This is a genomic window from Ruegeria spongiae, assembly GCF_023502395.1.
GTDB classification, from domain to species: domain Bacteria; phylum Pseudomonadota; class Alphaproteobacteria; order Rhodobacterales; family Rhodobacteraceae; genus Ruegeria_C; species Ruegeria_C spongiae.
Window position 1 is genome coordinate 1 of the sequence record NZ_JAMFMB010000016.1, and the last position, 20827, is coordinate 20827.

Genomic DNA, 20827 nt, shown 5'->3' on the forward strand with positions numbered 1-20827 from the left:
TAACGGGTCCAGAGCCTAGTCAAGAAGGTATCGATGTGATTGTGTCGCACTTAATTGGGGTGTTCCTATAGACACCCACCCCCAACCCTGCTACGTCCGCGCAATATTGTGGCCTCGGATTCGTTCCGGGGCCTCTGATATTTGTCAAACGGGGACCTTCGGGGCCCTATATCTCAGGCAACCCTAGTAGTGCGTTTCCTTCGGAAACAAGCGGGCGGGGGGCTTTAACATAGCGGGTCCAAAGACAAAAACCTAAGGGCCTGCACGCTAAACGGAAGACAGAAAGCATGGCACTCAAGTCGTATAAGCCGACGACGCCGGGCCAGCGCGGGCTGGTGCTGATCGACCGTTCGGAGCTGTACAAAGGACGTCCCGTCAAATCCCTCACGGAGGGTCTGACGAAATCGGGCGGCCGGAACAACACCGGACGTATCACATCACGTCGTCGCGGCGGTGGCGCAAAACGCCTCTACCGGATCGTTGACTTCAAACGGAACAAATTCGATGTTGCGGCAACCGTAGAACGGATCGAATACGACCCGAACCGGACAGCCTTCATCGCATTGGTCAAATATGACGATGGCGAGCAGGCCTATATCCTCGCTCCTCAGCGTCTGGCCGTTGGTGACAAGGTTGTCGCCAGCCAGAAAGCCGACATCAAGCCGGGCAACGCAATGCCGTTCTCGGGCATGCCGATCGGTACCATCATCCACAACATCGAGATGAAGCCCGGCAAGGGTGGTCAGATCGCGCGTGCCGCAGGCACCTATGCCCAGTTCGTGGGCCGCGACGGTGGCTACGCCCAGATCCGCCTCAGCTCGGGTGAACTGCGCATGGTGCGTCAGGAATGCATGGCCACCGTTGGTGCCGTGTCGAACCCCGACAACTCGAACCAGAACTACGGTAAAGCCGGTCGTATGCGCCACAAGGGCGTGCGCCCGTCGGTCCGTGGTGTTGTCATGAACCCGATCGACCACCCGCATGGTGGTGGTGAAGGCCGGACCTCGGGTGGTCGTCACCCGGTGACCCCATGGGGCAAGCCGACCAAGGGCAAGCGCACTCGCAACAAGAACAAAGCGTCGCAAAAGCTGATCATCCGCTCGCGCCACGCCAAGAAGAAGGGGCGTTAACAGATGTCTCGCTCTGTATGGAAAGGTCCTTTCGTCGACAGCTATGTGCTTAAGAAAGCCGAAGCTGCGCGCGAGTCGGGCCGCAATGAAGTGATCAAGATCTGGTCGCGCCGTTCCACCATTCTGCCCCAGTTCGTGGGTCTGACCTTTGGTGTCTATAACGGTCACAAGCATATCCCCGTCAACGTCTCGGAAGACATGATCGGTCAGAAGTTCGGTGAGTATTCGCCGACCCGGACCTATTATGGCCATGCCGCCGACAAAAAAGCGAAGCGGAAGTAAGTCATGGGCAAGGATAAGAACCCCCGCCGCGTGGCAGACAACGAAGCAATGGCGAAAACCCGCATGCTTCGTACCAGCCCGCAGAAACTGAACCTGGTGGCACAGATGATCCGTGGCAAGAAGGTGGAAAAGGCCCTGACGGACCTGACCTTCTCGAACAAGCGGGTCGCGCAGGATGTGAAGAAATGCCTTCAGTCCGCCATCGCCAACGCCGAAAACAACCACAACCTGGACGTGGACGAATTGATCGTCGCCGAAGCATGGGTTGGCAAGAACCTGGTCCTGAAACGCGGTCGTCCGCGGGCACGTGGCCGGTTCGGCAAGATCATGAAGCCGTTTTCGGAGATCACCATCAAGGTGCGTCAAGTTGAGGAGCAAGCCTAATGGGTCATAAAGTAAATCCGATCGGCATGCGCCTTCAGGTCAACCGTACCTGGGACAGCCGCTGGTACGCCGACACCAAGGACTACGGTGATCTTCTGCTGGAAGATCTGAAAATCCGCGAGTTCATCAAGGATGAGTGCAAGCAGGCGGGCATCGCCCGTGTGATCATCGAACGTCCGCACAAAAAGTGCCGCGTGACGATCCACACCGCGCGTCCGGGTGTCATCATTGGCAAGAAAGGCGCCGATATCGAGGTTCTCCGCAAGAAGATCTCGTCGATGACCGACAGCGAGTTGCACCTGAACATCGTCGAAGTGCGCAAGCCCGAGCTTGACGCGCAGCTGGTTGCCGAGTCCATCGCTCAGCAGCTCGAGCGTCGGGTGTCGTTCCGCCGCGCGATGAAACGGTCGGTTCAGAACGCCATGCGCATGGGCGCCCTGGGTATCCGGGTGAACGTCGCTGGTCGTCTGGGCGGCGCTGAAATCGCACGGACCGAGTGGTATCGCGAAGGCCGCGTGCCTCTGCACACCCTGCGTGCCGACATCGATTACGCACATGCCGAAGCGATGACCCCCTACGGGATCATCGGGATCAAGGTCTGGATCTTCAAAGGTGAGATCATGGAGCACGATCCCCAGGCACGTGACCGTAAAGCACAGGAACTCCAGGACGGCCCTGCACCTCGTGGTGCTGGTGGCGGTCGTCGCTAAGGAGACAATGAGATGCTTCAACCAAAGCGTACTAAATTCCGCAAGATGCACAAAGGCCGGATCAAGGGCGAAGCCAAGGGCGGCTCTGATCTGAACTTTGGGGCCTATGGTCTGAAAGCGCTGCAGCCCGAGCGTGTGACCGCACGTCAGATCGAAGCTGCACGTCGTGCGATGACCCGTCACATGAAACGCCAGGGCCGCGTCTGGATCCGGATCTTCCCGGATACCCCCGTGACCTCGAAACCGACCGAAGTCCGGATGGGTAAAGGTAAAGGTTCCGTGGATTTCTGGGCGGCAAAGGTCAAGCCCGGCCGCGTGATGTTCGAGATCGACGGCGTCGATGACGACATCGCCCGCGAGGCCCTGCGCCTTGCAGCGATGAAACTGCCGATCAAGACCCGCGTCGTGGTTCGCGAAGACTGGTAACGTGTTGGGTGCGCGGCACCCATACTTGACAATCAAACCCCCGCCGGGACACTGGCGGGGGTTTTTTCTTGTTTGCAGGTCGGGACGAAAAAAGGGCCGCATCGTCGATGCAGCCCATATAGCAGAATTGAATTTGAGAAGGTCAGCCCAACAGACGGCGGGCGATGACCTGCGCCTGAATCTCAGCCGCCCCTTCAAAGATGTTCAGGATGCGGGCGTCGCACAACACGCGGCTGATCTTGTATTCCAGCGCAAAGCCGTTGCCGCCGTGGATTTGCAAACCGTTATCCGCCGCCGCCCAGGCCACGCGGGCGCCCAGCAGTTTGGCCATGCCGGCCTCAAGATCGCAGCGGTGGCCGTGGTCTTTTTCCCAGGCCGAGAAATAGGTCAGCTGCCGCGCGATCATGATCTCGACCGCCATCATGGCCAGCTTGGACGATACGCGGGGGAAGTCGATCAGCGACTTGCCGAACTGCTTGCGGTCCTGAGCATATTGCATGGCGATGTCCAGCGCGCATTGCGCCACGCCGATGGCACGGGCGGCAGTCTGAATGCGGGCGGATTCAAACGTCTCCATCAACTGTTTGAAACCTTTGCCCTCTTCGCCGCCCAGCAGGTTCTCGCCCTTGACCTCGAACCCGTCGAAGCCCAACTCGTATTCTTTCATGCCGCGATAGCCCAGAACCTCGATCTCGCCGCCGGTCATGCCGGGGGTGGGGAAGGGCTCGTCGACGCTGCCCGGTGTCTTTTCGGCCAGGAACATGGACAACCCGCGATGGTCCTTGGTGGCCGGATCGGTGCGCGCCAGCAGCGTCATCACATGGGTGCGCGCGGCATGGGTGATCCAGGTCTTGTTGCCGGTGATCTGGTAGTTGCCGTTTTCGTCCTTGACCGCGCGGGTGCGCAGGGAACCCAGGTCGGAACCGGTATTGGGTTCGGTGAAGACAGCGGTCGGCAGGATCTCGGCGCTGGCAATCTTGGGCAGCCAGTTGGCCTTTTGCTCGTCGGTGCCTCCTGCGATGATCAACTCGGCGGCAATTTCGGAACGGGTGCCCAGAGAGCCGACGCCAATATAGCCGCGCGACAGCTCTTCCGAGACCACGCACATCGAGGCTTTGGACAGACCGAAGCCGCCGAACTCTTCGGGGATGGTCAGACCAAAGACGCCCATCTCGGCCAGTTCCTCGATCACTTCGATCGGGATCAGCTCGTCCTTGAGGTGCCACTCATGGGCAAAGGGTTCGACCTTTTCGGCGGCATAGCGGCGGAACTGGTCGCGGATCATCTCAAGTTCTTCGTCCAGCCCGGAGGTGCCGAACATGGCCGAGGCGGTCTGGTCCTGCATCAGCTCAACCAGCCGGGTGCGGGCAGCCTGGGTGTTGCCGGTCTGGGTCAGGGTCATGACCGCATCCGTCATCATGGCGCGCATGTCGTCCTGGCTGAGGCCCAGATCCTGCAGACGCACAACCTCGCCCTGGTTCATCTGGATGCCGCCATAAATCTGCCAGAGGTATTCCCCGAACGCGATCTGGTGGATCAGGTGCTCCAATTCACCGAACTTGCCGTCGCCGTCCAGCTTCTCGGCCCAGCGCTGCATCTGGGTCAGTGACTGGTGATAGGTCGCCAGCCACGCCAGCCCGTGGGCGGCGGTCTGATTGGCTTCGATCAGGCCGGAGGAAACCCGGCCATCGGCGCTGACAGTGGCGCGGACGCGGTCACGTGCCAGTTCGAAAACGGTGTCGACGGGCGCGAGCGCTGCGCGGGTGACCGAAAGGAGGTCGGGGATCAGAACGGTGTTTTGCATCGCGGAAATATCCTGTCCATCATGGGGCATATGTGATTCCTCCTAGCTTCGCACGGTGATATCACTTTGCACGTGCAGCGCAATAAAAATACGCAGAAACCTCAAGAATCGTGCGATAGTTGCGCGACGTTATTTGCAGTGCAGCAAACGGCGGACGTGATATGAGGGGCGGCATGGAGCCGTTTTTTTCGATCTTGTCGCCTTATGAATTCGTGTTGGTTCTGGCTATCGCCATGCTGGCCGGGATGGTCAAGGGCATGGTGGGTTTTGCGATGCCGATGATCTTTGTTTCGGGGCTCAGCACCTTTTTACCGCCCGATTGGGCGCTGGCGGGTCTGATCCTGCCGACGCTTGTGACAAACGGGATGCAAGCGCTGCGGCAGGGGTCCGAGGCCGCGGTCAGGTCGATCCGGCGGTTTCGGGTGTTCCTGCTGGTCGGGCTGGTCTGCCTGCTTGTTACCTCGCAACTGGTAACGCGGATACCTGCATCGATCTTTCTGCTGCTGATCGCGGTTCCGGTTGTTGTTTTTGCCGCGATGCAGCTTTTGGGGGTCCGGTTCAGGTTGAATCGTGCCTCATCGCGCACCGAAGCAGCGGTGGGGGCATTCGCGGGCAGTGTCGGGGGCATGTCGGGTGTCTGGGGGCCGCCGACCGTGGCGTATCTGACCGCGCTTAATACGCCCAAGCGTGACCAGATGCGGATTCAGGGCGTGATCTATGGGTTGGGCGCGGTGGCGCTGGCGCTGGCGCATCTGGGTTCGGGCGTGCTGCGGGCCGAGACCCTGCCGCTGTCGCTGATGCTGATTTTGCCCGCTGTGGCCGGCATGTGGCTGGGTGGGCGGTGGCAGGACCGGATCGATCAGAACATGTTCCGCAAGCTGACCCTGATCGTGCTGCTTGTGGCTGGGCTGAACCTGCTGCGACGCGCGCTGATGGGTTAGGTTGTCAGGCCTTGGGGCTGCGATTGCCGAAGAACCGGAAAAAATATAGAAGTCCCAGCATCAGAAAGAACAGCCCGGCGACATCACCGATCAGAAAGGCAATGTATTCGGCGGTGGCGCTGCCGAACACCATGTTGGTAAGGCCTGAGATCAGCAGTGAGGTCACCACGCCCACCCCCATGATACAGGTCCAGCAGGGGTCTTTGTCGGCGCGCGGGAACAGATCCCAACCGGCGGCCTTCAGGGCGTAAAAAACAACCGGGACCACCGTGACCGCGATGGCGATCGCAGCAAGGCGGCTGGGCATGAACACGTTCAAGCCACCGGCATGAAGAAAGACCAGAAACACGCCGGGCAGAAGGGCGGGGATCGCCCGCCATCCCAACAGCCACGCACTCAGAACGCGGACGCCGTGCGGCAGGAACAGCAGGCTGGCCTGACTGGGATAGGCGGGAAAAAACGCGTTCTGAAGCGGCATCAATATCTGAAACGTCACCAGATAAGCCACAAAATACGCCGTTGAAGCCACCAGTGCTTCGCTCAATCTGGCACGCAACATGAAATGTCCGAGGTTTCCGGGTGATCAGGTCCTGGGTTGGTGGACCAAGTACCGGCCCCGGTTCGAGGCCCGTCCCTGCGACAGGTACCCCTTGTTCACCAGTGATTTGAGCGCCCGGAAGAATGTCGGGCGCGACACCGTTTGCAACAGACTGTGTTCGATCAGCAGGACCGTCCGCACCTCTTCGTCGGATTTCGAGATCTCGCTTGCCGCGTAATAGACATCGCGCTCGACCGGTGAGAGCTCCTGCAGGCCCAGTGATCGCTCCATGCTTTGCAGAAGTTTCCTCAGTTCAGCCAGTTTTGAAATTTCCATCATTGCCTGCGTCGCTACCTGTTCCGAATGAATACTGGTCCGGGCCTGTCGGAATTCCAGCCCGGCGGATTGAAAATCCTCAGGTGTCATATTGACACCACGTGATATTTTCTTAGTGTTTGCATACTTGGGGCTGCCCGTGAGTGAGTGGCGGCAGCCAAAAGCCCTTTTTACTGTGTCGCCCGGTGCAAAGCTGCGCCGGGCTTTTCCGATCATAGCGACAATATGTCCAAAAAGGTCATTGCAGCAATTAAAATGTTACATAACTCGCGCGCATTTCAGGTCCAGTAACACTTGCCGTTGCGTCAACCTGCATCGCGTGGACCTAGGGGCACGTTTTATTCGCTTTCTTCGAATGCAGATTTAATCAAAGCTGAATCCAGATGGGCCGTCAAATTGCGAATCTGCCTGTCGGCATCGAAATGCATCACCCAGCAATTTTGATTGTACTGTCTGCGGCCATTCAGGGCCTTGCCGCTGTACTGCCCGGCCAGCGTGTGTGTCCCCATCGCCGTCCAGGCGACATCCTCGCGCCCTGTCGCAAAAAGGCGTCCGGGTTACCGGACGCCCGTTCCTGAAACAAACCTCGCATATAGGCGAGATCTATCATTGTCGTACCGCCGAACGGGTCAGCTGATCGAGACGGCTTTGACGTCATCGTCGATGAAGGGCAGGTATTGTTCGAAATTGTCGGCAAACATCTGCACCAGTTTGGCGGCCTGCTTGTCGAACGCGGCCTGATCGTCCCAGGTTCGGCGCGGGTCCAGCAGGACCTCGGCCACGCCAGGCGCGGAAACCGGCACGTCAAAGCCAAAATTCGAGTCCTTGCGGAATTCCACCTCGGTCAGCGAGCCGTCGAGCGCTGCGGTCAGCAGGGCACGGGTGGCTCGGATCGGCATGCGTGAACCCACACCATAGGCACCACCGGTCCAGCCGGTGTTGACCAGCCAGCAGGTGGCGCCATGCTGGGCGATCTTTTCGCGCAGCAGGTTGCCATAGACCTCGGGGCGGCGGGGCATGAAGGGGGCGCCGAAACAGGTCGAGAAAGTCGGCTGCGGTTCGGTCACACCCCGCTCGGTTCCGGCCACTTTCGAGGTGAAGCCTGACAGGAAGTGATACATCGCCTGCGCCGGGGTCAGCCGGGCGATCGGCGGCAGCACACCGAAGGCGTCGCAGGTCAGCATGATAATGTTCTTGGGATGTCCGCCCAGGGCGCTGCTGGACGCGTTCGAGATATACTCCAGCGGGTAGGCGCAACGCATGTTTGCGGTCAGCGAGTCGTCGTCGAAATCCAGTTCCTTGGTCTCGGGATCGAACACCATGTTCTCGATCACGGTGCCGAATTTCGAGGTAGTTGCGTAGATCTCGGGCTCGGCCTCGGGGCTCAGGTTAATGGTCTTGGCATAGCAGCCGCCTTCGAAGTTGAAGGTGCCGCGGTCGGACCAGCCATGTTCGTCATCACCGATCAGCGTGCGCCCGGGGTCGGCCGACAGGGTCGTCTTGCCGGTGCCACTCAGGCCGAAGAAGACGGCGGTGTCGACAGGGTTGCCATTGGCGTGGTTGGCCGAGCAGTGCATCGGCATGATGCCTTTTTCCGGCAACATGTAGTTCAGCAGCGTGAAGACCGATTTCTTGTTCTCGCCCGCATATTCTGTGCCGCCGATCAGAATGGTCTTCTTGTCGAAATTCATCGCGATGACGGTTTCCGAGCGGCAATTGTGACGCTCTGGATCGGCCTGGAAGCTGGGGCAGTTGATGACCGTGAAATCAGCCACGAACTCGTTCAGGTCCTCGCGGTCGGGACGGCGCAGCAGGTGGCGGATGAACAGGTTGTGCCAGGCCATCTCGGTGATCATGCGCACATTGATCGAGTGGGCCGGATCAGCGCCGCCGACCAGATCCTGAACGAAATAGTCGCGGCCCTTCATGTGTTCCAGCATGTCGGCATGCAGCGCGTCGAAGCCTTCGGGGGTCATGGCGGCGTTGTTGTCCCACCAGATACCCTCGGCAACGCTGTCGGTCTTGACCACATGCTTGTCCTTGGGCGAGCGGCCGGTGAACTTGCCAGTGGTGACCAGAAAGGCCCCGCCATTGCCCAGCGTGCCTTCGCCGCGCTTGAGCGCTTCTTCGATCAGCGCGGGCTCCATGAAGTTGTAATAGACATTGCCCAGACCCTCGATGCCCTGATCTTCGAGGCGGAATTGCGGGTTAACCCGTCCAGATGTCATTCGTTCAGTCTCCTGTGGTGGCCCGGGGGGCCATGCGAGCGCCTGCGCGCTAAGTGGGCGAATTCACCGGTAGTTTGTCCGGCATGGGCGGTCTTAACACGGGGCTTTGGGGCATGAACAGGTGGCCAGCCCCTAGTTAGCGCAACCAAGTTTGAGTTTAGCGCAACCATCCGGGGCGTGACTTTACGGCACTGCAACATGCGGCTTACGGGACCGCTTTTTTGCAACCCGTCACGTGAAAGGCCTGAGTGATTCGCACTTATTGATTGATTCGGGCCGTCAAAACGGCCATGAAGGTAAGAAAAAAAGGCAATGCAGAGCAGAGTAGGGACAATACCATGTCGAAAATTGCGCTTGTAGATGACGACCGGAACATCCTGACCTCGGTGTCCATGACCCTTGAGGCCGAAGGGTTCGAGGTCGAGACCTACAATGATGGTCAAGCCGCGCTTGATGCGTTCAACAAGAAACTGCCGGATATGGCGGTGCTGGACATCAAGATGCCACGGATGGATGGCATGGACCTGTTGCAGAGGCTACGTCAGAAGTCGCAGATGCCGGTGATCTTTCTGACCTCGAAGGATGATGAGATCGACGAGGTTCTGGGCCTGCGTATGGGCGCGGATGACTATGTGAAAAAACCGTTTTCGCAGCGTCTGCTGGTCGAACGAATCCGCGCGCTGCTGCGCCGTCAGGATGCGATCGCGGGAGACGAGGCGGGCGACGCGCCGGTCGAGGCCAAGGTGATGGAACGCGGTCAGCTGCGGATGGACCCGCTGCGCCACGCGGTCACCTGGAAGGGCAAGGATGTCTCACTGACGGTGACCGAGTTCCTGCTGCTGCAGGCACTGGCACAACGGCCCGGCTTCGTGAAGAGCCGCGATCAGTTGATGGACGTCGCCTATGATGATCAGGTCTATGTGGATGACCGGACCATCGACAGCCATATCAAGCGGCTGCGCAAGAAGATGCGGACGGCGGATAACGATTTCACCGCGATTGAGACGCTTTACGGCATCGGGTACAGATATAACGAAGAATGACCTTCTTGACGACGGTCCGGGTCCCAAGATTGGGGGGCATCGTGGGCGATTCAGGGGCGCCTGAGCCGAAACTCCGTGGCGACATTGTGCTTGGGGATGACTGGGTCACCCCCAATGATGATGTGTCGCAGGAACTGCGCGTCAAACGGTCAAGACGCAGCCTGTTTGCGCTGCGCAGCTCGCCGTTGACGCGCAAGATCATCACCTTCAACCTGCTGGCGCTGATCATTCTGGTCGCCGGTATCCTGTATCTCAACGACTCGCGGAACGGGCTTGTCCAGCAGCGCGCCAGCGCGCTGGTTGGCGAAGCGCAGCTGGTCGCCGACGTGTTCGAGGTCCAACTGCCTGACGGTTTCGCGGTGAATCTGGCCAGCCGGGGCGGGGTCGATGTCGAGGATACCCTGGCCGGGCTCAGCCTGCGTCCGGGGGTTGAGGTGCTGGTGTATGACGCCACTGAGCGGCTGGTGGGTCGCGCCAAGGCTGTTGAACTGTCCCCCGAAGCGCAGGCAAAACAGCAGGGTCAGACAGTGATCAGCGATACGCTGGCGGCGGTCTGGGGATTGGTTTCGTCGGTATTTGCACAGGCGCCCAAAGTGGTCGCCCCCGATGTCGAACTGCAATTGCGCAGGCTGCTGCCTGCGGCGCTGTCACAGGGCACCCGCGTCGACACGTTGATTGATGCGCAGGGCGGGACGGTTGTTGCCGCAGCAACACCGGTTCTGCAGGGCACGACACCGGTGGGTCTGGTGGTAATGCTCAGCCCTGCAGGCGAGATCGACGCGCTGGCACGCCAGGAACGCGAACGCGTGCTGCAGATGTTCTTGGTGGCCTTGCTGGTCTCGATCGGGCTCAGCCTTGTGTTGGCCTCGACCATCGCAAACCCGCTTGCCGATCTGGCCGCAGCGGCGGAATTGGGCCGTGACCGGGATACCCGCAAGATCAACCCCGGGCGCATCCGCATTCCCGATCTGACCGCGCGCCCGGACGAGATCGGGCGGCTCAGCGGCGCGTTGCGCGGCATGGTCGGCGCGCTCTACAGCCGGATTGACAGCAACGAGCAGTTCGCGGCGGATGTGGCGCATGAGATCAAGAACCCGCTGGCCAGCCTGCAATCGGCGGTGGGCACCATGCGCATGATCAAGCGCGAGGATCAGCGTGCCAAACTCCTTGATGTGATTGAACATGACGTTCGGCGATTGGACCGCCTTGTCAGCGACATCTCCAACGCCTCGCGGTTGGATGCCGAACTGGTCAAGGAAGAAGAGCAGGCCTTCGACCTGATGACCATGCTGGGCAATCTGAACCAGTATCTGGGCGAGGATGCCCGCGCCAAGGGCGTCGATTATTTCGTCGACATGCCGTCAGAGCCGATCTTTGTACTGGGGCTTGAGGCGCGGCTGGCGCAGGTTTTCGTGAACCTGATCACCAACGCCATTTCCTTCTGCGACGAAGGTGACGCGATCCGGGTCTGGGCCCGGCATAGATCGAACCGCGTGCTGATCGTGGTCGAGGATACCGGGCCGGGTATTCCCGACGAGGCGCTGAGCAAGATCTTCAAACGATTCTACTCGCAACGCCCCGAAGAGCATTTCGGCAACAATTCCGGTCTCGGGCTGGCGATCTCGAAGCAGATCGTCGAGGCGCATGGCGGTGTGATCTGGGCCGAGAACATCCGCCCGACCGAGGCCGATATCACCTCCGAGCCTCTGGGCGCGCGGTTCGTCGTGGGCCTGCCGGTCTGATCCGGTGTCTGATCCAACCGGTCCAAACGCCCTCGCCCCGTTTGCCGAGGCCTCCCGGGCCAATATCCACGGCAGTTGCGTGGCGATAGGGCGCGCGGCGCTGCTGATCGTCGGGCGGTCGGGCAGCGGCAAATCGGCGCTGGCGCTTGAGATGATTGCGCTTGGCGCGGAACTGGTAGCTGATGACCGTGTCGAGCTGGCACGTGACCGGGCGCGTGTTCTGGCCTCGGCCCCCGAACCGATCGCTGGGGTGATCGAGGCGCGCGGGATCGGTCTGTTGCGCGCCGCTCCGTTTGGCCCTGCGCCGCTCAGCTACATCCTCGATCTTGACCGACCCGAGGCCGCCCGGTTGCCCGCGCAGGTCGAAATGGTCCTGCTGGGATGCCGATTGCCCTTGCTTGGCGCGCCAAATGCACCAAATCTTGCGGCAGCATTAGTACAACTTCTCAAAGCGGGGCGGGTGCCGCCGGAATGGCCGAACAGATGAACGGAAAGCAGCGGATCGTGCTGGTCACCGGCCCGTCGGGTGCCGGGCGCGGTAGCGCCATCAAGGTGCTTGAGGATCTGGGTTATGAGGCGATCGACAACCTGCCGATGCGGTTTCTGAACCGGCTTCTCGACAGCCCGGCAAGCGACCAGCCCATGGCGCTTGGCCTTGACCCGCGCAACCGCGATTTCTCGACTCATGGCTTTCTGGATATGGTCGCGAAACTGTCCCGGACCGAGGGGCTGGATCTTACCACGCTCTATCTCGACTGCAGCGAAGAGGTGCTGCTGCGCCGGTTCTCCGAAACCCGGCGTCGGCATCCGATGTCGGGCGGGGCCAGCCCGCTGGCCGGTGTGCGCCGCGAAACCGAGTTGCTGCGACCGATCCGCGACATCGCCGATACCCTGATCGACACCACCGCGCTCAACGTTCACCAGATGCGTGATGAGGTTGAGAGATGGTTCGCCAAGGGCGAGGGACGGGAGTTGGCGGTTTCGATCGAATCATTCTCCTACAAACGCGGATTGCCGCGCGGGGTGGACATGGTGTTCGATTGCCGCTTCCTGGCCAATCCGCACTGGAACCCGGATTTGCGCAGCCTGGACGGGCGTGACCAGCCGGTTGCCGACTATGTGGCGCAGGACCCGCGCCACGGTCCGTTCTTCGAGCGGGTGCGTGATCTGCTGCTGTTTCTGCTGCCCGCCTATCGCGATGAGGGAAAAACACACCTCTCGGTTGCATTCGGATGTACCGGAGGGCAACACCGCTCGGTCACCTTGGCCGAAGCCATGGCAAAGGTCCTTGCAGAGCACGGCCAGCAGGTGTCAATTAGGCATCGCGAACTGGAACGCCGCAATGCGGGTGAGAGGCAGCAGGATTGATCGGGATCGTGATCGTGGCGCATGGGGGGCTTGCCGGGGAATACCTGGCCGCGACCCAGCATGTGGTCGGCAAACAGCCGGGGCTGGTCGCCGTGGCGATCGAGGCCGATCACGACCGCGACGAAAAGCAGAACGAGATTTGCGCCGCCGCCGATTCCGTGGATACCGGGGATGGCGTTGCTGTGGTGACCGATCTTTTTGGCGGATCGCCCTCCAACTTGAGCCTGCGCGCCTGCACCCCCGCCAACAGGCGCATTCTGTATGGCGCGAATCTCCCCATGCTGATCAAACTGGCAAAGAGCCGCCATTTGCCGATCGCCGACGCGGTGCGGGGCGCGCTTGAGGCCGGGCGCAAGTATATTAACGCGCAGAACGTGACGCTGGATTGAAGACAAATGGAACCGAATGATTCAACGCAACCTTAAGATCGTGAATGAAAAAGGCCTTCACGCGCGGGCTTCTGCCAAGCTCGTGGAGGTGGTAGAAGGGTTTGATGCCACCGCAGAGGTCTCGCGCGACGGGCTTTCCGCCGCCGGTGACAGCATCATGGGTCTTTTGATGTTGGCAGCGTCGCGCGGAACCACTATTGACGTTGAAACGTCCGGCCCCGATGCTGAGGCGTTGGCAGATGCGCTCGAGGCCCTTGTGGCCGACAAGTTCGGAGAAGGGTTCTGAGCGCCGCCGCGATGGCGCAAAGGACAGGAAGACCAGAACGTGGCCGACACCGCGCATAACGACAAGACGGGACTGGTGACGGAGCCCGACACCTCCCAGGGCGAGGTCTATGACCGCCGCACGCTGACCTATGCCAATTCCTTCGACGATCGCTGGACTTCGACTGCGATCCGGGCCATCGAGTGGGTGACCGGCAAGATCACGATCCTGCGCATGGTCAACAAGTTTGAAAAACAGAACGAATATTACCGGGGTCAGAAATTCTGGCGCGGCGCGCTGAATATCATGGGGATCGAGTTGCAGACCCCGTCAGAGCAGATCGCGCGCATTCCCACCGAAGGGCCGGTTGTGGTGGTGGCCAATCATCCGCATGGCATGGTCGACGGCATGATCTTTGCCGACCTGATCGGGCGCGTGCGCCTGGACTATCGCATTCTGACCCGCTCGGTTCTGACCGGCCTGGACGAGGCGGCGACCTCTTTCATGATTCCGGTGCCTTTCCCGCACGACCCCGAAGCGCAGACCAAGATGATGGAAATGCGCGGCAAGGCGATGGCGCATCTGAAAGAAGGCGGCGCGGTGGCGCTGTTCCCTTCCGGCGTTGTGATGTCCTCGGATACGTGGTTCGGCCCTCCGGTTGAACGCGAATGGAGCGTCTTTACCGCCAAGATGATCCGCCGCTCTGGCGCGCGCGTCGTGCCGATCTATTTCCCCGGCTCAAATTCTCGCTGGTATCAGATCGCCAACCGCCTCTCGCCGATCCTGCGGCAGGGCCTGCTGCTGAGCGAGATCGTGCGTTCGTGCAACAAACCGCAGGCGCCGGTGATCGGTGAGCCGCTGAGTGACGAACAGATGCAGCTTCTGGAAGAGAACCCGCGCCAGTTCATGTCCTGGCTGCGCGATCATACGCTGGCCCTGGGCAAGCGCAACTGATCCGCCTTTCATTTGACTGAAAATACCTCGGGGGTGAGCGGCCGCCCGGAAATAGTCCGTGGGACGAATTCAGTCCCGATCGGGTAAAGCTCCGGCAATGAGACGCACGCCAATAAGGGGCCGGCGCCTGGCTCTAGCGTGTCGGCACCGGAGTTTCCCCGCGATAGTCGTAGAATCCGCGCTGCGTTTTGCGCCCCAGCCATCCGGCCTCGACATATTTGGTCAGTAGAGGGCAGGGGCGGTATTTGGTATCGGCCAATCCGTCATGCAACACGTTCATGATCGCCAGGCAGGTATCAAGGCCGATGAAATCCGCCAGTTCCAGCGGCCCCATCGGATGATTGGCGCCCAGCTTCATCGACTGGTCGATCGACTGCACCGAGCCGACGCCCTCATACAGCGTATAGACCGCCTCGTTGATCATCGGCATCAGGATGCGGTTGACGATGAAAGCGGGAAAATCCTCGGCGCTGGCGGCGGTTTTTCCCAGCCGGTCGACCACTTCCTTGCAGGCCTTGAATGTTGGTTCATCGGTGGCAATGCCGCGGATCAGTTCAACCAGTTGCATGATCGGAACAGGGTTCATGAAGTGGAACCCCATGAACCGCTCGGGCCGGTCTGTACCGCTGGCCAGCCGCGTGATCGAGATCGACGAGGTGTTCGAAGTCAGGATCGTGTGCGGCAGCAGATGCGGCTGCAAATCCTCGAAAATCGCCTGTTTGATCGTCTCGCGCTCGGTCGCGGCCTCGATCACCAGATCGGTCGTGCCGATCTCGGGCAGGCTCAGTGTGGTGTGGATACGTCCTAGCGCCGCCTGCATGTCACCTTCGGTGATCTTGCCGCGCGAAGCCTGCCGCGCCATGTTCGCCTCAATCTGCGTGCGCGCGTTGTCCAGCGCGTCCTGGCTGACATCGGACAGGATGACCTCGTACTCGGCCAATGACAGCACATGGGCGATCCCGTTGCCCATCTGACCCGCGCCGATCACTCCAACCTTGCTGATGCTCATGCCGTCTGCCTTTCGCCCGACTCTCGCCCGGACCATATCGGCAATGCCGCCCGGGCGGAAGAGGGCGGGACCATGAGGATTTGCCGCAAATTGGCGCATTAGCCGAATCGCAACTTGTGTGGCTGCACACTACCTACCGGGTGAAGACGAAACACTTTGGTGGGTGATATGAGCTATCAGGTTCCGGGCGCGACGTCGCCCGATGAGATGACGTGTTATTACGGAAATTCCAGGCTGCCCGTACGCGGGCCCAGGCGCGATTTGGATGCGCGCTATGTGGCCTGTCTTGGCGGGACAGAGACTTTTGGCCGGTTTGTAACGGCCCCCTACAGCGAGCTTCTTGAGCGGAAACTCAAGCGCAAGTCGGTCAACCTGGGCGGCGTGAATTGCGGGCTCGACGCCTGGCTTGGCGATCCCGATCTGATCGACATCGCCAAAGGCGCCGAGCTTTGCGTGCTGCAACTGCCCGCCCTGCAGCAGCTTTCGAACCGTTTCTATCGTGTGCATCCGCGCCGCAACGACCGGTTTTTGCGGGCCTCGGACGGGCTGCAGGCGTTGTATCCCGATGTGGATTTTACCGAGTTCCATTTCACCGGGCACCTGATGCGCCACCTGCAGGCGGCGGATGCCGAGCGGTTCGAAACCATAAAGACCGAGTTGGAGCGCGCCTGGCTGAACCGCATGCAGCACCTGATCTCGGTTCTGGACACCAACGTGGTTCTGTTGCGCCTGCAGATAGAGACCGAAGACATGATTGGCGATCCTGCCCCTGTCAGTGCCGGAATGCTGGCCCGGATCGCTCCACAGGCGCAGGCGGTGCTCGACATTCCCGTGCGTCCGGCCGGGCAATCGATGGAACTGGGTGACATGATTTTCGGTACGCTGCAACAACCGGCGGCCGAGCACATGTTGGGGCCTGCCACGCATCAGGTCATCGCTGACAGGCTGACCCGCACCATCCGAGATCTGGACTGAGTGGCGCAGCCCCGCGGCTTAGCCCGAAAGCCGCGCCAGATCTGCGCTCAGCGCCTTGGCGTCGGCAATGCTGCGCTGCAGGGCGGCCAGTTTCTCGGCATCGGTGGACCCGGTCGGGTTGGAATTCAGAACCCGGTCGATGCGCTGTGCCGTGTCCGGGTCTGTCCCGCCCAGCCCGTCGCGTTGTTGTAGGATCTTCAGTTTCAGTTGCGCAAGCTCCGATTCCCGCCCCCGGATCTGTGCCGCAAGCGCATCGTTGCGCGCCTGTGCGCTGGCCACATCCGCCTCGGCAGCGTCAATGCGGTCGTCATAGGCGCCGGTCGCAATGCCCGAGACGCCGTTGAAAAACCCCCCTTCGGCCGGATCGGTGGTGGTCTGGCACCCCGCCAATGCGAGCAGAGGCAGTGAAAGCAATACCCTCATGGTTCCCTCCTCAGATCGCCGTGGCCAGATCATTGGCGATCGCGCGCATCTGCCCGATCTGATTCTGCAGGGCGGCCAGATCGCCGTCGATGGGTGACGCGCTTTGCCCGCGTTTGACGGTCAGACTGCGCGCCTCGGCAAACTCGCCCTGTCGCCTGGTTGCCCCGTCAATGGCAATCTGCATCTGCGCCAGGTTGCCATTGGCTTCGGTGATTTCCTGCTGCATCTGCGTGCCTGAGATCTGCCCGGCCGCCGATTGCGCCTTGAGCGCATCCAACTCGGCCTTTTGCGCTGCCAGCACCTGGTTCATCACGTTGATCGTGGTCTGCATTTCAGCGGCGTTGGCATCCAGGTCCTTCTTGACCTGCCGCAGCCGCGATTCACGCCCGATGTATTTTCGCTGCACGAAGGCCACATAACTCCCGGCGGCGGCACCCGCGCCCAGCCCGATCGAAATCCCGGAACCGATATCATCGCTGCCGCCCAGGCCAAATCCGATGAGCCCCCCGGTCGCGCCCCCTGCCGCAGCCCCCTGTAGCACCGTTTTCTGCAGGGCTGCGGCTTGTTTGGCCAGTTGCTCTTCGGCCTGGCTGTCGCCGGTCTGCACCGCCGCCAGTGTGGTGGATTGCGTGTCGTTCCCGCCATCGCCACAGGCCGACAGGGCCAGCGCCGATGCCAGTACTGTCGCGATCACTCTTGGGGTAACAGGTCTGCCAGCCATTGATAGCTTCCTTTCTTGCTGTCATCAGCCTGAGCGACGTGGGCCAGAAACAGCGCCGCGTCCTCGGTCATGGGGTGTTCGGCCGGTTGCAGGTCCCGGAACCGATCGTCGCCACCCACCCAAGCAATGGTGGCGTCGGGAGGAAAGAACAGGACCGCGCGGTTCAGGACCTCGTCATAATAGCTGCGGCTTTCGTCCAACCGCCGCAGGATGATGCCGCGCGAGCGGTGAATATCATAGACGTCGTTATGGGCTTGCCGCAGCACCGGCAGGGCGTCGGCATTGGTTTCTGCGATCTCGGCGATCTGCGCCAGCGCGTCCTCGGCGATGGCGAGCGTGCGCTCGACACTGCGCAGCGCCACCAGATCGGTGCGCAGCCGTTGCAGGGTCGTGGCCGCCAGAAACATCGAGACCTGCGCCGCATCGCGATAGAGCGCCTCGGCGCTTATGTCGTCGTCGGAGATGTGCCTGCGATACCCGTCCAGCGCCGGGGCCAGATCGCGTTGCACTGCGCGGGCACGCCCGGCATCAATCAGCCCCAGTGCCGCCAGGGCTGCTGCCATCCGCTGCGGGTCTGCCGAAGCGAGAAGCGTTCCCGCCGGGGCTGGACGCACCGTGGGTGCGTTGACCGACAATCTTTCCAGCCGATCATGTGCGATGCTGGCGAACAACCCATTGGGATAGTCGCGCAGATAGGCGTTGAAATCGCCCGGATCGACCGATGAGGCGATGCTGCGCCAGCGGGCCAGCTCGCTGGCGGTGGCGTCATCGGGCGCGTCATCGGGCAGGGCGGGGGCAAAAGCATGTTCGCTCAGCACCGCCTCTTCGACCCAGGGTATCTGCCGCCCGCCGGTCTGCATCACCACCTGCTGGCGCACCCGCCCCAGCATCAGCCGCGTATCGAGGCCGGGCGTTGCGATATGATCGAGCAGCCCGCTTGTGAAAACGCTGTTCTCGCCTGTGCCGTCATAGGCCACATTGCCGGGATCGGTGGCATAGGCGATCAGCAGGCCCGCGCCACCCTTGGCCCGGACCAGCCCCTGTTCCACCAAGCCGCGTTCGGCAAACGGGTTGTTGCGGCAGGCATCCAGCAGCACAATCCCGATCTCCGGCCCCGCGCGCGAGATCGTGTCGCGCACCCGCGCCATGGTGATCGAGCTTTGCCGGAGGGCGGCGACATCGCTGCCAGAGAACTCGGTGCCGATCAGATGGTTCTCACCGCCGATCTGCACCCCGTGCCCGGCATAGAAGAACACTGCCATCTCAGCACCCTCTGCCGCCGCGCCAAAGGCTTTCAGGGCGGTTTCCATGCCTGCGGCATCCTGATCGGTCGTTTTTGCCACGACAAATCCAAGGTCGCGCAGCGCGTGGCCCAGCGCGTCGACATCGTTCGCTGGGTTGCGCAGGCTCATCTCGGGCGTGGCATAGGCAGAGTTGCCGATCAGCAGCGCCACCCGCTTTGCGGCGTGTGCGATGTTGGCTGTGGTCAGCAAAACAAGGCTCAGACAGAGCCATAAGAGTGGGAATTGACGAGATCTCGACCTCATGCGGTGACGTTACCGCACTGGTGAGCGAAGTACAGGTGAATTGATCAAAACGGGTTCACCCGGCGCAACAGAAGCGCGCGCCGGGCAAGACGCTATTTCTTGCCCGCCACGATGCGGTCGAGGATGAGCGCACAGAACAGGATCGCAAGGCCTGCCAGAATGCCCTGCCCGGCGGCAGCGTATTGCAGCGCCTCAAGCACGTCCTCGCCCAGACCCTTGGCCCCGATCAGCGAGGCGACGACAACCATCGCCAGCGACATCAGGATGGTCTGGTTCACGCCCGCCATGATGGTCTTGTGCGCCAGCGGCAAGTCCACGCGCCAGAGCAGATAGCGGGGCGTTGCACCAAAGGCCAACGCTGCTTCGCGCACCGTCTCGGGAACCTGTTGCAGGCCCAGAACAGTGAAGCGGATCACCGGCGGGCTGCCAAAGATCATCGTGGCCACAACTCCCGCTGGCTTGCCGGACCCGATAAAGGCCACCACCGGGATCAGATAGACAAAAGAGGGCATCGACTGCATGAAATCCAGAATGGGTCGCACGATAGCGAAGGCACGCGGGCGGCGAGCACAATAGATGCCCAGCGGAATGCCCAATGTGATCGATATCAGCGCCGCCGCACCCAGCAGCGCGATTGTGGTCATCGCCTTTTCCCAGAAATCCAGCAGACCCAGATAGGCCAATGCCGCGCCGGTGAAGATCGCCACGCGCGCGCCTGCCGACAGGTAGGCCAGCATCACGATTACCAGTGCCACCACCGGCCAGGGGGTGTCGACCAGCACCACTTCGATCCAGTCGAGCAGGGTGCGCATGCCATAGGTCAATCCGTCGAAGAACCCACGCCCGGCGATCTTGGTCCATTCGAACACCGCCTGTACTCCGTCGCCCACGTTCAGCCGCCAGTCGCGATTGGTCGGAAAGGTCTTGAGCACGGCAACCGCATCCGGCTGGGCGAATTTGATCGTGGTCAATACCACCACCGCCGCTGTCAGAGCAGACGAAACGATCAGCCGCGTCTGCGACCAGCCATGCGCGACCGAGTGATCGGAGCGCCAGCGCGCGAACTGCCCTTCGAGCGTCCAATTGGCAAGCGAGGCCGCCAGAAACTTCACCGCCAGCAAAAGCACGACGCCAATGACCAGATAGGTGAGCCCGGTGGAATCCGCACTTTGGGCAGCATCCCGCGCCCCGGCCAACGCGCCCTCGAGTGACTCCGCCGCCCGTTTCAGCGAGTCGAGCGACGCAGCCCCGGATTGTTCCGCTGCCGCAATCTGCTGGCGCCGCAGTTCAAGCGTCTGTTCGATCTGTGCGGCGCGCTCGCGGAAATCGCGGCCCAGATCACCGAACAGGCCCAGCCCGATCTGGATATAGGCCAGCGTTTCCAGCAGCAGGAAACCCAGAAACCACGACCACAAGCCGCGGGCACCGAACCAGATCGGGCCCAGCAAGGCCGCCGCCTTGTTCAGCGTGAAGCGATAGCCCGGGGCCTGCATCATGTAAGAGAAGGTCTGCTGGTAATAGTCCTTGCCGCTGCCCACGAATGTGCTGACCAGCCCGTTCAGGCGGTCGGCGGTTTCCGGTTGGATCTGGGTCTCGTCCACATGTTTCATAT

At 61.3% G+C, this 20827-nt stretch carries 23 protein-coding genes; 14 read left to right on the top strand and 9 right to left on the bottom strand.

Annotated elements, in window-relative coordinates:
* Positions 1 to 287 precede the first annotated feature (287 nt).
* Genes rplB through rplP form a run of 5 tightly spaced genes read left to right on the top strand, consistent with a single transcriptional unit; the run spans position 288 to position 2932 of the window.
* Entirely contained in the window at positions 288 to 1130 is an 843-nt protein-coding gene (rplB, locus tag M3P21_RS13130; RefSeq protein WP_249710518.1) for a 50S ribosomal protein L2, read from the top strand.
* A 3-nt stretch (positions 1131 to 1133) separates the two neighbouring features.
* A complete protein-coding gene (gene rpsS, locus M3P21_RS13135) occupies positions 1134 to 1412 on the top strand; it encodes a 30S ribosomal protein S19 (protein ID WP_008207545.1) in 279 nt (92 codons plus the stop codon).
* Positions 1413 to 1415: 3 nt separating this feature from the next.
* A complete protein-coding gene (gene rplV / locus M3P21_RS13140; RefSeq protein WP_249710520.1) occupies positions 1416 to 1796 on the top strand; it encodes a 50S ribosomal protein L22 in 381 nt (126 codons plus the stop codon).
* Entirely contained in the window at positions 1796 to 2506 is a 711-nt protein-coding gene (gene rpsC, locus M3P21_RS13145) for a 30S ribosomal protein S3 (RefSeq protein ID WP_249710522.1), read from the top strand. The genes rplV and rpsC overlap by 1 nt, the downstream gene beginning before the upstream one ends.
* Before the next feature lie 12 nt (positions 2507 to 2518).
* Positions 2519 to 2932, top strand: coding sequence for a 50S ribosomal protein L16 (rplP, locus tag M3P21_RS13150; protein WP_249710524.1), 414 nt, complete (start codon positions 2519 to 2521; stop codon positions 2930 to 2932).
* Between the two features lie 142 nt (positions 2933 to 3074).
* On the opposite strand, the gene M3P21_RS13155 is transcribed toward rplP, so the two are convergent.
* Positions 3075 to 4766: an acyl-CoA dehydrogenase family protein gene (locus M3P21_RS13155; protein WP_249710526.1), complete on the bottom strand. Its 1692-nt coding sequence runs from the start codon at positions 4764 to 4766 to the stop codon at positions 3075 to 3077.
* Between the two features lie 143 nt (positions 4767 to 4909).
* Between M3P21_RS13155 and M3P21_RS13160 the strand changes: the two genes are divergently transcribed.
* Positions 4910 to 5677, top strand: a complete 768-nt coding sequence (locus M3P21_RS13160; protein WP_249710527.1) for a sulfite exporter TauE/SafE family protein — start codon at positions 4910 to 4912, stop codon at positions 5675 to 5677.
* Positions 5678 to 5681: 4 nt separating this feature from the next.
* On the opposite strand, the gene M3P21_RS13165 is transcribed toward M3P21_RS13160, so the two are convergent.
* From M3P21_RS13165 to M3P21_RS13175, 3 genes are all read right to left on the bottom strand, one after another.
* Positions 5682 to 6236, bottom strand: coding sequence for a hypothetical protein (locus M3P21_RS13165; protein WP_249710528.1), 555 nt, complete (start codon positions 6234 to 6236; stop codon positions 5682 to 5684).
* 24 nt (positions 6237 to 6260) lie between these two features.
* Positions 6261 to 6641 (bottom strand): hypothetical protein, encoded by a 381-nt coding sequence (locus M3P21_RS13170; protein WP_249710529.1) that lies wholly within the window; start codon positions 6639 to 6641, stop codon positions 6261 to 6263.
* 539 nt (positions 6642 to 7180) lie between these two features.
* Positions 7181 to 8779: a phosphoenolpyruvate carboxykinase gene (locus tag M3P21_RS13175; protein WP_249710530.1), complete on the bottom strand. Its 1599-nt coding sequence runs from the start codon at positions 8777 to 8779 to the stop codon at positions 7181 to 7183.
* 338 nt (positions 8780 to 9117) lie between these two features.
* On the opposite strand from M3P21_RS13175, the gene M3P21_RS13180 reads away from it, so the two are divergent.
* The 7 genes from M3P21_RS13180 to M3P21_RS13210 are packed head-to-tail and all read left to right on the top strand — an operon-like array spanning position 9118 to position 14540.
* Positions 9118 to 9822 (top strand): response regulator transcription factor, encoded by a 705-nt coding sequence (locus M3P21_RS13180; RefSeq protein ID WP_249710531.1) that lies wholly within the window; start codon positions 9118 to 9120, stop codon positions 9820 to 9822.
* Positions 9819 to 11564 carry a sensor histidine kinase gene (locus M3P21_RS13185; protein WP_249710532.1) on the top strand — a complete coding sequence of 582 codons (1746 nt, stop codon included), beginning with the start codon at positions 9819 to 9821 and terminating at the stop codon, positions 11562 to 11564. Before M3P21_RS13180 ends, M3P21_RS13185 begins: the two co-directional genes overlap by 4 nt.
* 4 nt (positions 11565 to 11568) lie before the next feature.
* Positions 11569 to 12051, top strand: a complete 483-nt coding sequence (locus M3P21_RS13190) for an HPr kinase/phosphorylase (protein ID WP_249710533.1) — start codon at positions 11569 to 11571, stop codon at positions 12049 to 12051.
* Positions 12036 to 12932 carry an RNase adapter RapZ gene (gene rapZ / locus M3P21_RS13195; protein WP_249710534.1) on the top strand — a complete coding sequence of 299 codons (897 nt, stop codon included), beginning with the start codon at positions 12036 to 12038 and terminating at the stop codon, positions 12930 to 12932. The genes M3P21_RS13190 and rapZ overlap by 16 nt, the downstream gene beginning before the upstream one ends.
* Entirely contained in the window at positions 12929 to 13321 is a 393-nt protein-coding gene (locus tag M3P21_RS13200) for a PTS sugar transporter subunit IIA (protein WP_249710536.1), read from the top strand. Before rapZ ends, M3P21_RS13200 begins: the two co-directional genes overlap by 4 nt.
* A gap of 16 nt (positions 13322 to 13337) precedes the next feature.
* Positions 13338 to 13607 carry an HPr family phosphocarrier protein gene (locus M3P21_RS13205; RefSeq protein WP_249710539.1) on the top strand — a complete coding sequence of 90 codons (270 nt, stop codon included), beginning with the start codon at positions 13338 to 13340 and terminating at the stop codon, positions 13605 to 13607.
* A gap of 39 nt (positions 13608 to 13646) precedes the next feature.
* Positions 13647 to 14540: a lysophospholipid acyltransferase family protein gene (locus tag M3P21_RS13210; RefSeq protein ID WP_249710541.1), complete on the top strand. Its 894-nt coding sequence runs from the start codon at positions 13647 to 13649 to the stop codon at positions 14538 to 14540.
* A 133-nt stretch (positions 14541 to 14673) separates the two neighbouring features.
* Here M3P21_RS13210 and M3P21_RS13215 read toward each other — a convergent pair whose 3' ends face one another.
* Positions 14674 to 15549: a 3-hydroxybutyryl-CoA dehydrogenase gene (locus tag M3P21_RS13215; protein WP_249710542.1), complete on the bottom strand. Its 876-nt coding sequence runs from the start codon at positions 15547 to 15549 to the stop codon at positions 14674 to 14676.
* Positions 15550 to 15717: 168 nt separating this feature from the next.
* Here M3P21_RS13215 and M3P21_RS13220 point away from each other — a divergent pair, with 168 nt between their 5' ends.
* Positions 15718 to 16524 carry a DUF6473 family protein gene (locus tag M3P21_RS13220; protein WP_249710543.1) on the top strand — a complete coding sequence of 269 codons (807 nt, stop codon included), beginning with the start codon at positions 15718 to 15720 and terminating at the stop codon, positions 16522 to 16524.
* Between the two features lie 18 nt (positions 16525 to 16542).
* On the opposite strand, the gene M3P21_RS13225 is transcribed toward M3P21_RS13220, so the two are convergent.
* The 4 genes from M3P21_RS13225 to M3P21_RS13240 all read right to left on the bottom strand — a co-directional run bounded on the left by M3P21_RS13225 (position 16543) and on the right by M3P21_RS13240 (position 20825).
* The gene (locus M3P21_RS13225) at positions 16543 to 16947 is read right to left on the bottom strand and encodes a hypothetical protein (protein ID WP_249710544.1); all 405 of its coding nucleotides are present in this window, start codon (positions 16945 to 16947) and stop codon (positions 16543 to 16545) included.
* Between the two features lie 10 nt (positions 16948 to 16957).
* Positions 16958 to 17668: a hypothetical protein gene (locus M3P21_RS13230; RefSeq protein WP_249710545.1), complete on the bottom strand. Its 711-nt coding sequence runs from the start codon at positions 17666 to 17668 to the stop codon at positions 16958 to 16960.
* Positions 17638 to 19161, bottom strand: coding sequence for a caspase family protein (locus tag M3P21_RS13235; protein WP_249710546.1), 1524 nt, complete (start codon positions 19159 to 19161; stop codon positions 17638 to 17640). Before M3P21_RS13235 ends, M3P21_RS13230 begins: the two co-directional genes overlap by 31 nt.
* Positions 19162 to 19307: 146 nt before the next feature.
* Entirely contained in the window at positions 19308 to 20825 is a 1518-nt protein-coding gene (locus M3P21_RS13240; RefSeq protein WP_249710547.1) for an ABC transporter permease, read from the bottom strand.
* Positions 20826 to 20827: the final 2 nt, after the last annotated feature.

Excerpts from the sequence above, each read along its gene's own strand:
- rplB (WP_249710518.1), top strand. The coding sequence starts at position 288 with ATGGCACTCAAGTCGTATAAGCCGACGACGCCGGGCCAGCGCGGGCTG.
- rpsS (WP_008207545.1), top strand. The coding sequence starts at position 1,134 with ATGTCTCGCTCTGTATGGAAAGGTCCTTTCGTCGACAGCTATGTGCTT.
- rplV (WP_249710520.1), top strand. The coding sequence starts at position 1,416 with ATGGGCAAGGATAAGAACCCCCGCCGCGTGGCAGACAACGAAGCAATG.
- rpsC (WP_249710522.1), top strand. The coding sequence starts at position 1,796 with ATGGGTCATAAAGTAAATCCGATCGGCATGCGCCTTCAGGTCAACCGT.
- rplP (WP_249710524.1), top strand. The coding sequence starts at position 2,519 with ATGCTTCAACCAAAGCGTACTAAATTCCGCAAGATGCACAAAGGCCGG.
- M3P21_RS13155 (WP_249710526.1), bottom strand. The coding sequence starts at position 4,766 with ATGCCCCATGATGGACAGGATATTTCCGCGATGCAAAACACCGTTCTG.
- M3P21_RS13160 (WP_249710527.1), top strand. The coding sequence starts at position 4,910 with ATGGAGCCGTTTTTTTCGATCTTGTCGCCTTATGAATTCGTGTTGGTT.
- M3P21_RS13165 (WP_249710528.1), bottom strand. The coding sequence starts at position 6,236 with ATGTTGCGTGCCAGATTGAGCGAAGCACTGGTGGCTTCAACGGCGTAT.
- M3P21_RS13170 (WP_249710529.1), bottom strand. The coding sequence starts at position 6,641 with ATGACACCTGAGGATTTTCAATCCGCCGGGCTGGAATTCCGACAGGCC.
- M3P21_RS13175 (WP_249710530.1), bottom strand. The coding sequence starts at position 8,779 with ATGACATCTGGACGGGTTAACCCGCAATTCCGCCTCGAAGATCAGGGC.
- M3P21_RS13180 (WP_249710531.1), top strand. The coding sequence starts at position 9,118 with ATGTCGAAAATTGCGCTTGTAGATGACGACCGGAACATCCTGACCTCG.
- M3P21_RS13185 (WP_249710532.1), top strand. The coding sequence starts at position 9,819 with ATGACCTTCTTGACGACGGTCCGGGTCCCAAGATTGGGGGGCATCGTG.
- rapZ (WP_249710534.1), top strand. The coding sequence starts at position 12,036 with ATGGCCGAACAGATGAACGGAAAGCAGCGGATCGTGCTGGTCACCGGC.
- M3P21_RS13205 (WP_249710539.1), top strand. The coding sequence starts at position 13,338 with ATGATTCAACGCAACCTTAAGATCGTGAATGAAAAAGGCCTTCACGCG.
- M3P21_RS13215 (WP_249710542.1), bottom strand. The coding sequence starts at position 15,549 with ATGAGCATCAGCAAGGTTGGAGTGATCGGCGCGGGTCAGATGGGCAAC.
- M3P21_RS13220 (WP_249710543.1), top strand. The coding sequence starts at position 15,718 with ATGAGCTATCAGGTTCCGGGCGCGACGTCGCCCGATGAGATGACGTGT.
- M3P21_RS13225 (WP_249710544.1), bottom strand. The coding sequence starts at position 16,947 with ATGAGGGTATTGCTTTCACTGCCTCTGCTCGCATTGGCGGGGTGCCAG.
- M3P21_RS13230 (WP_249710545.1), bottom strand. The coding sequence starts at position 17,668 with ATGGCTGGCAGACCTGTTACCCCAAGAGTGATCGCGACAGTACTGGCA.
- M3P21_RS13240 (WP_249710547.1), bottom strand. The coding sequence starts at position 20,825 with ATGAAACATGTGGACGAGACCCAGATCCAACCGGAAACCGCCGACCGC.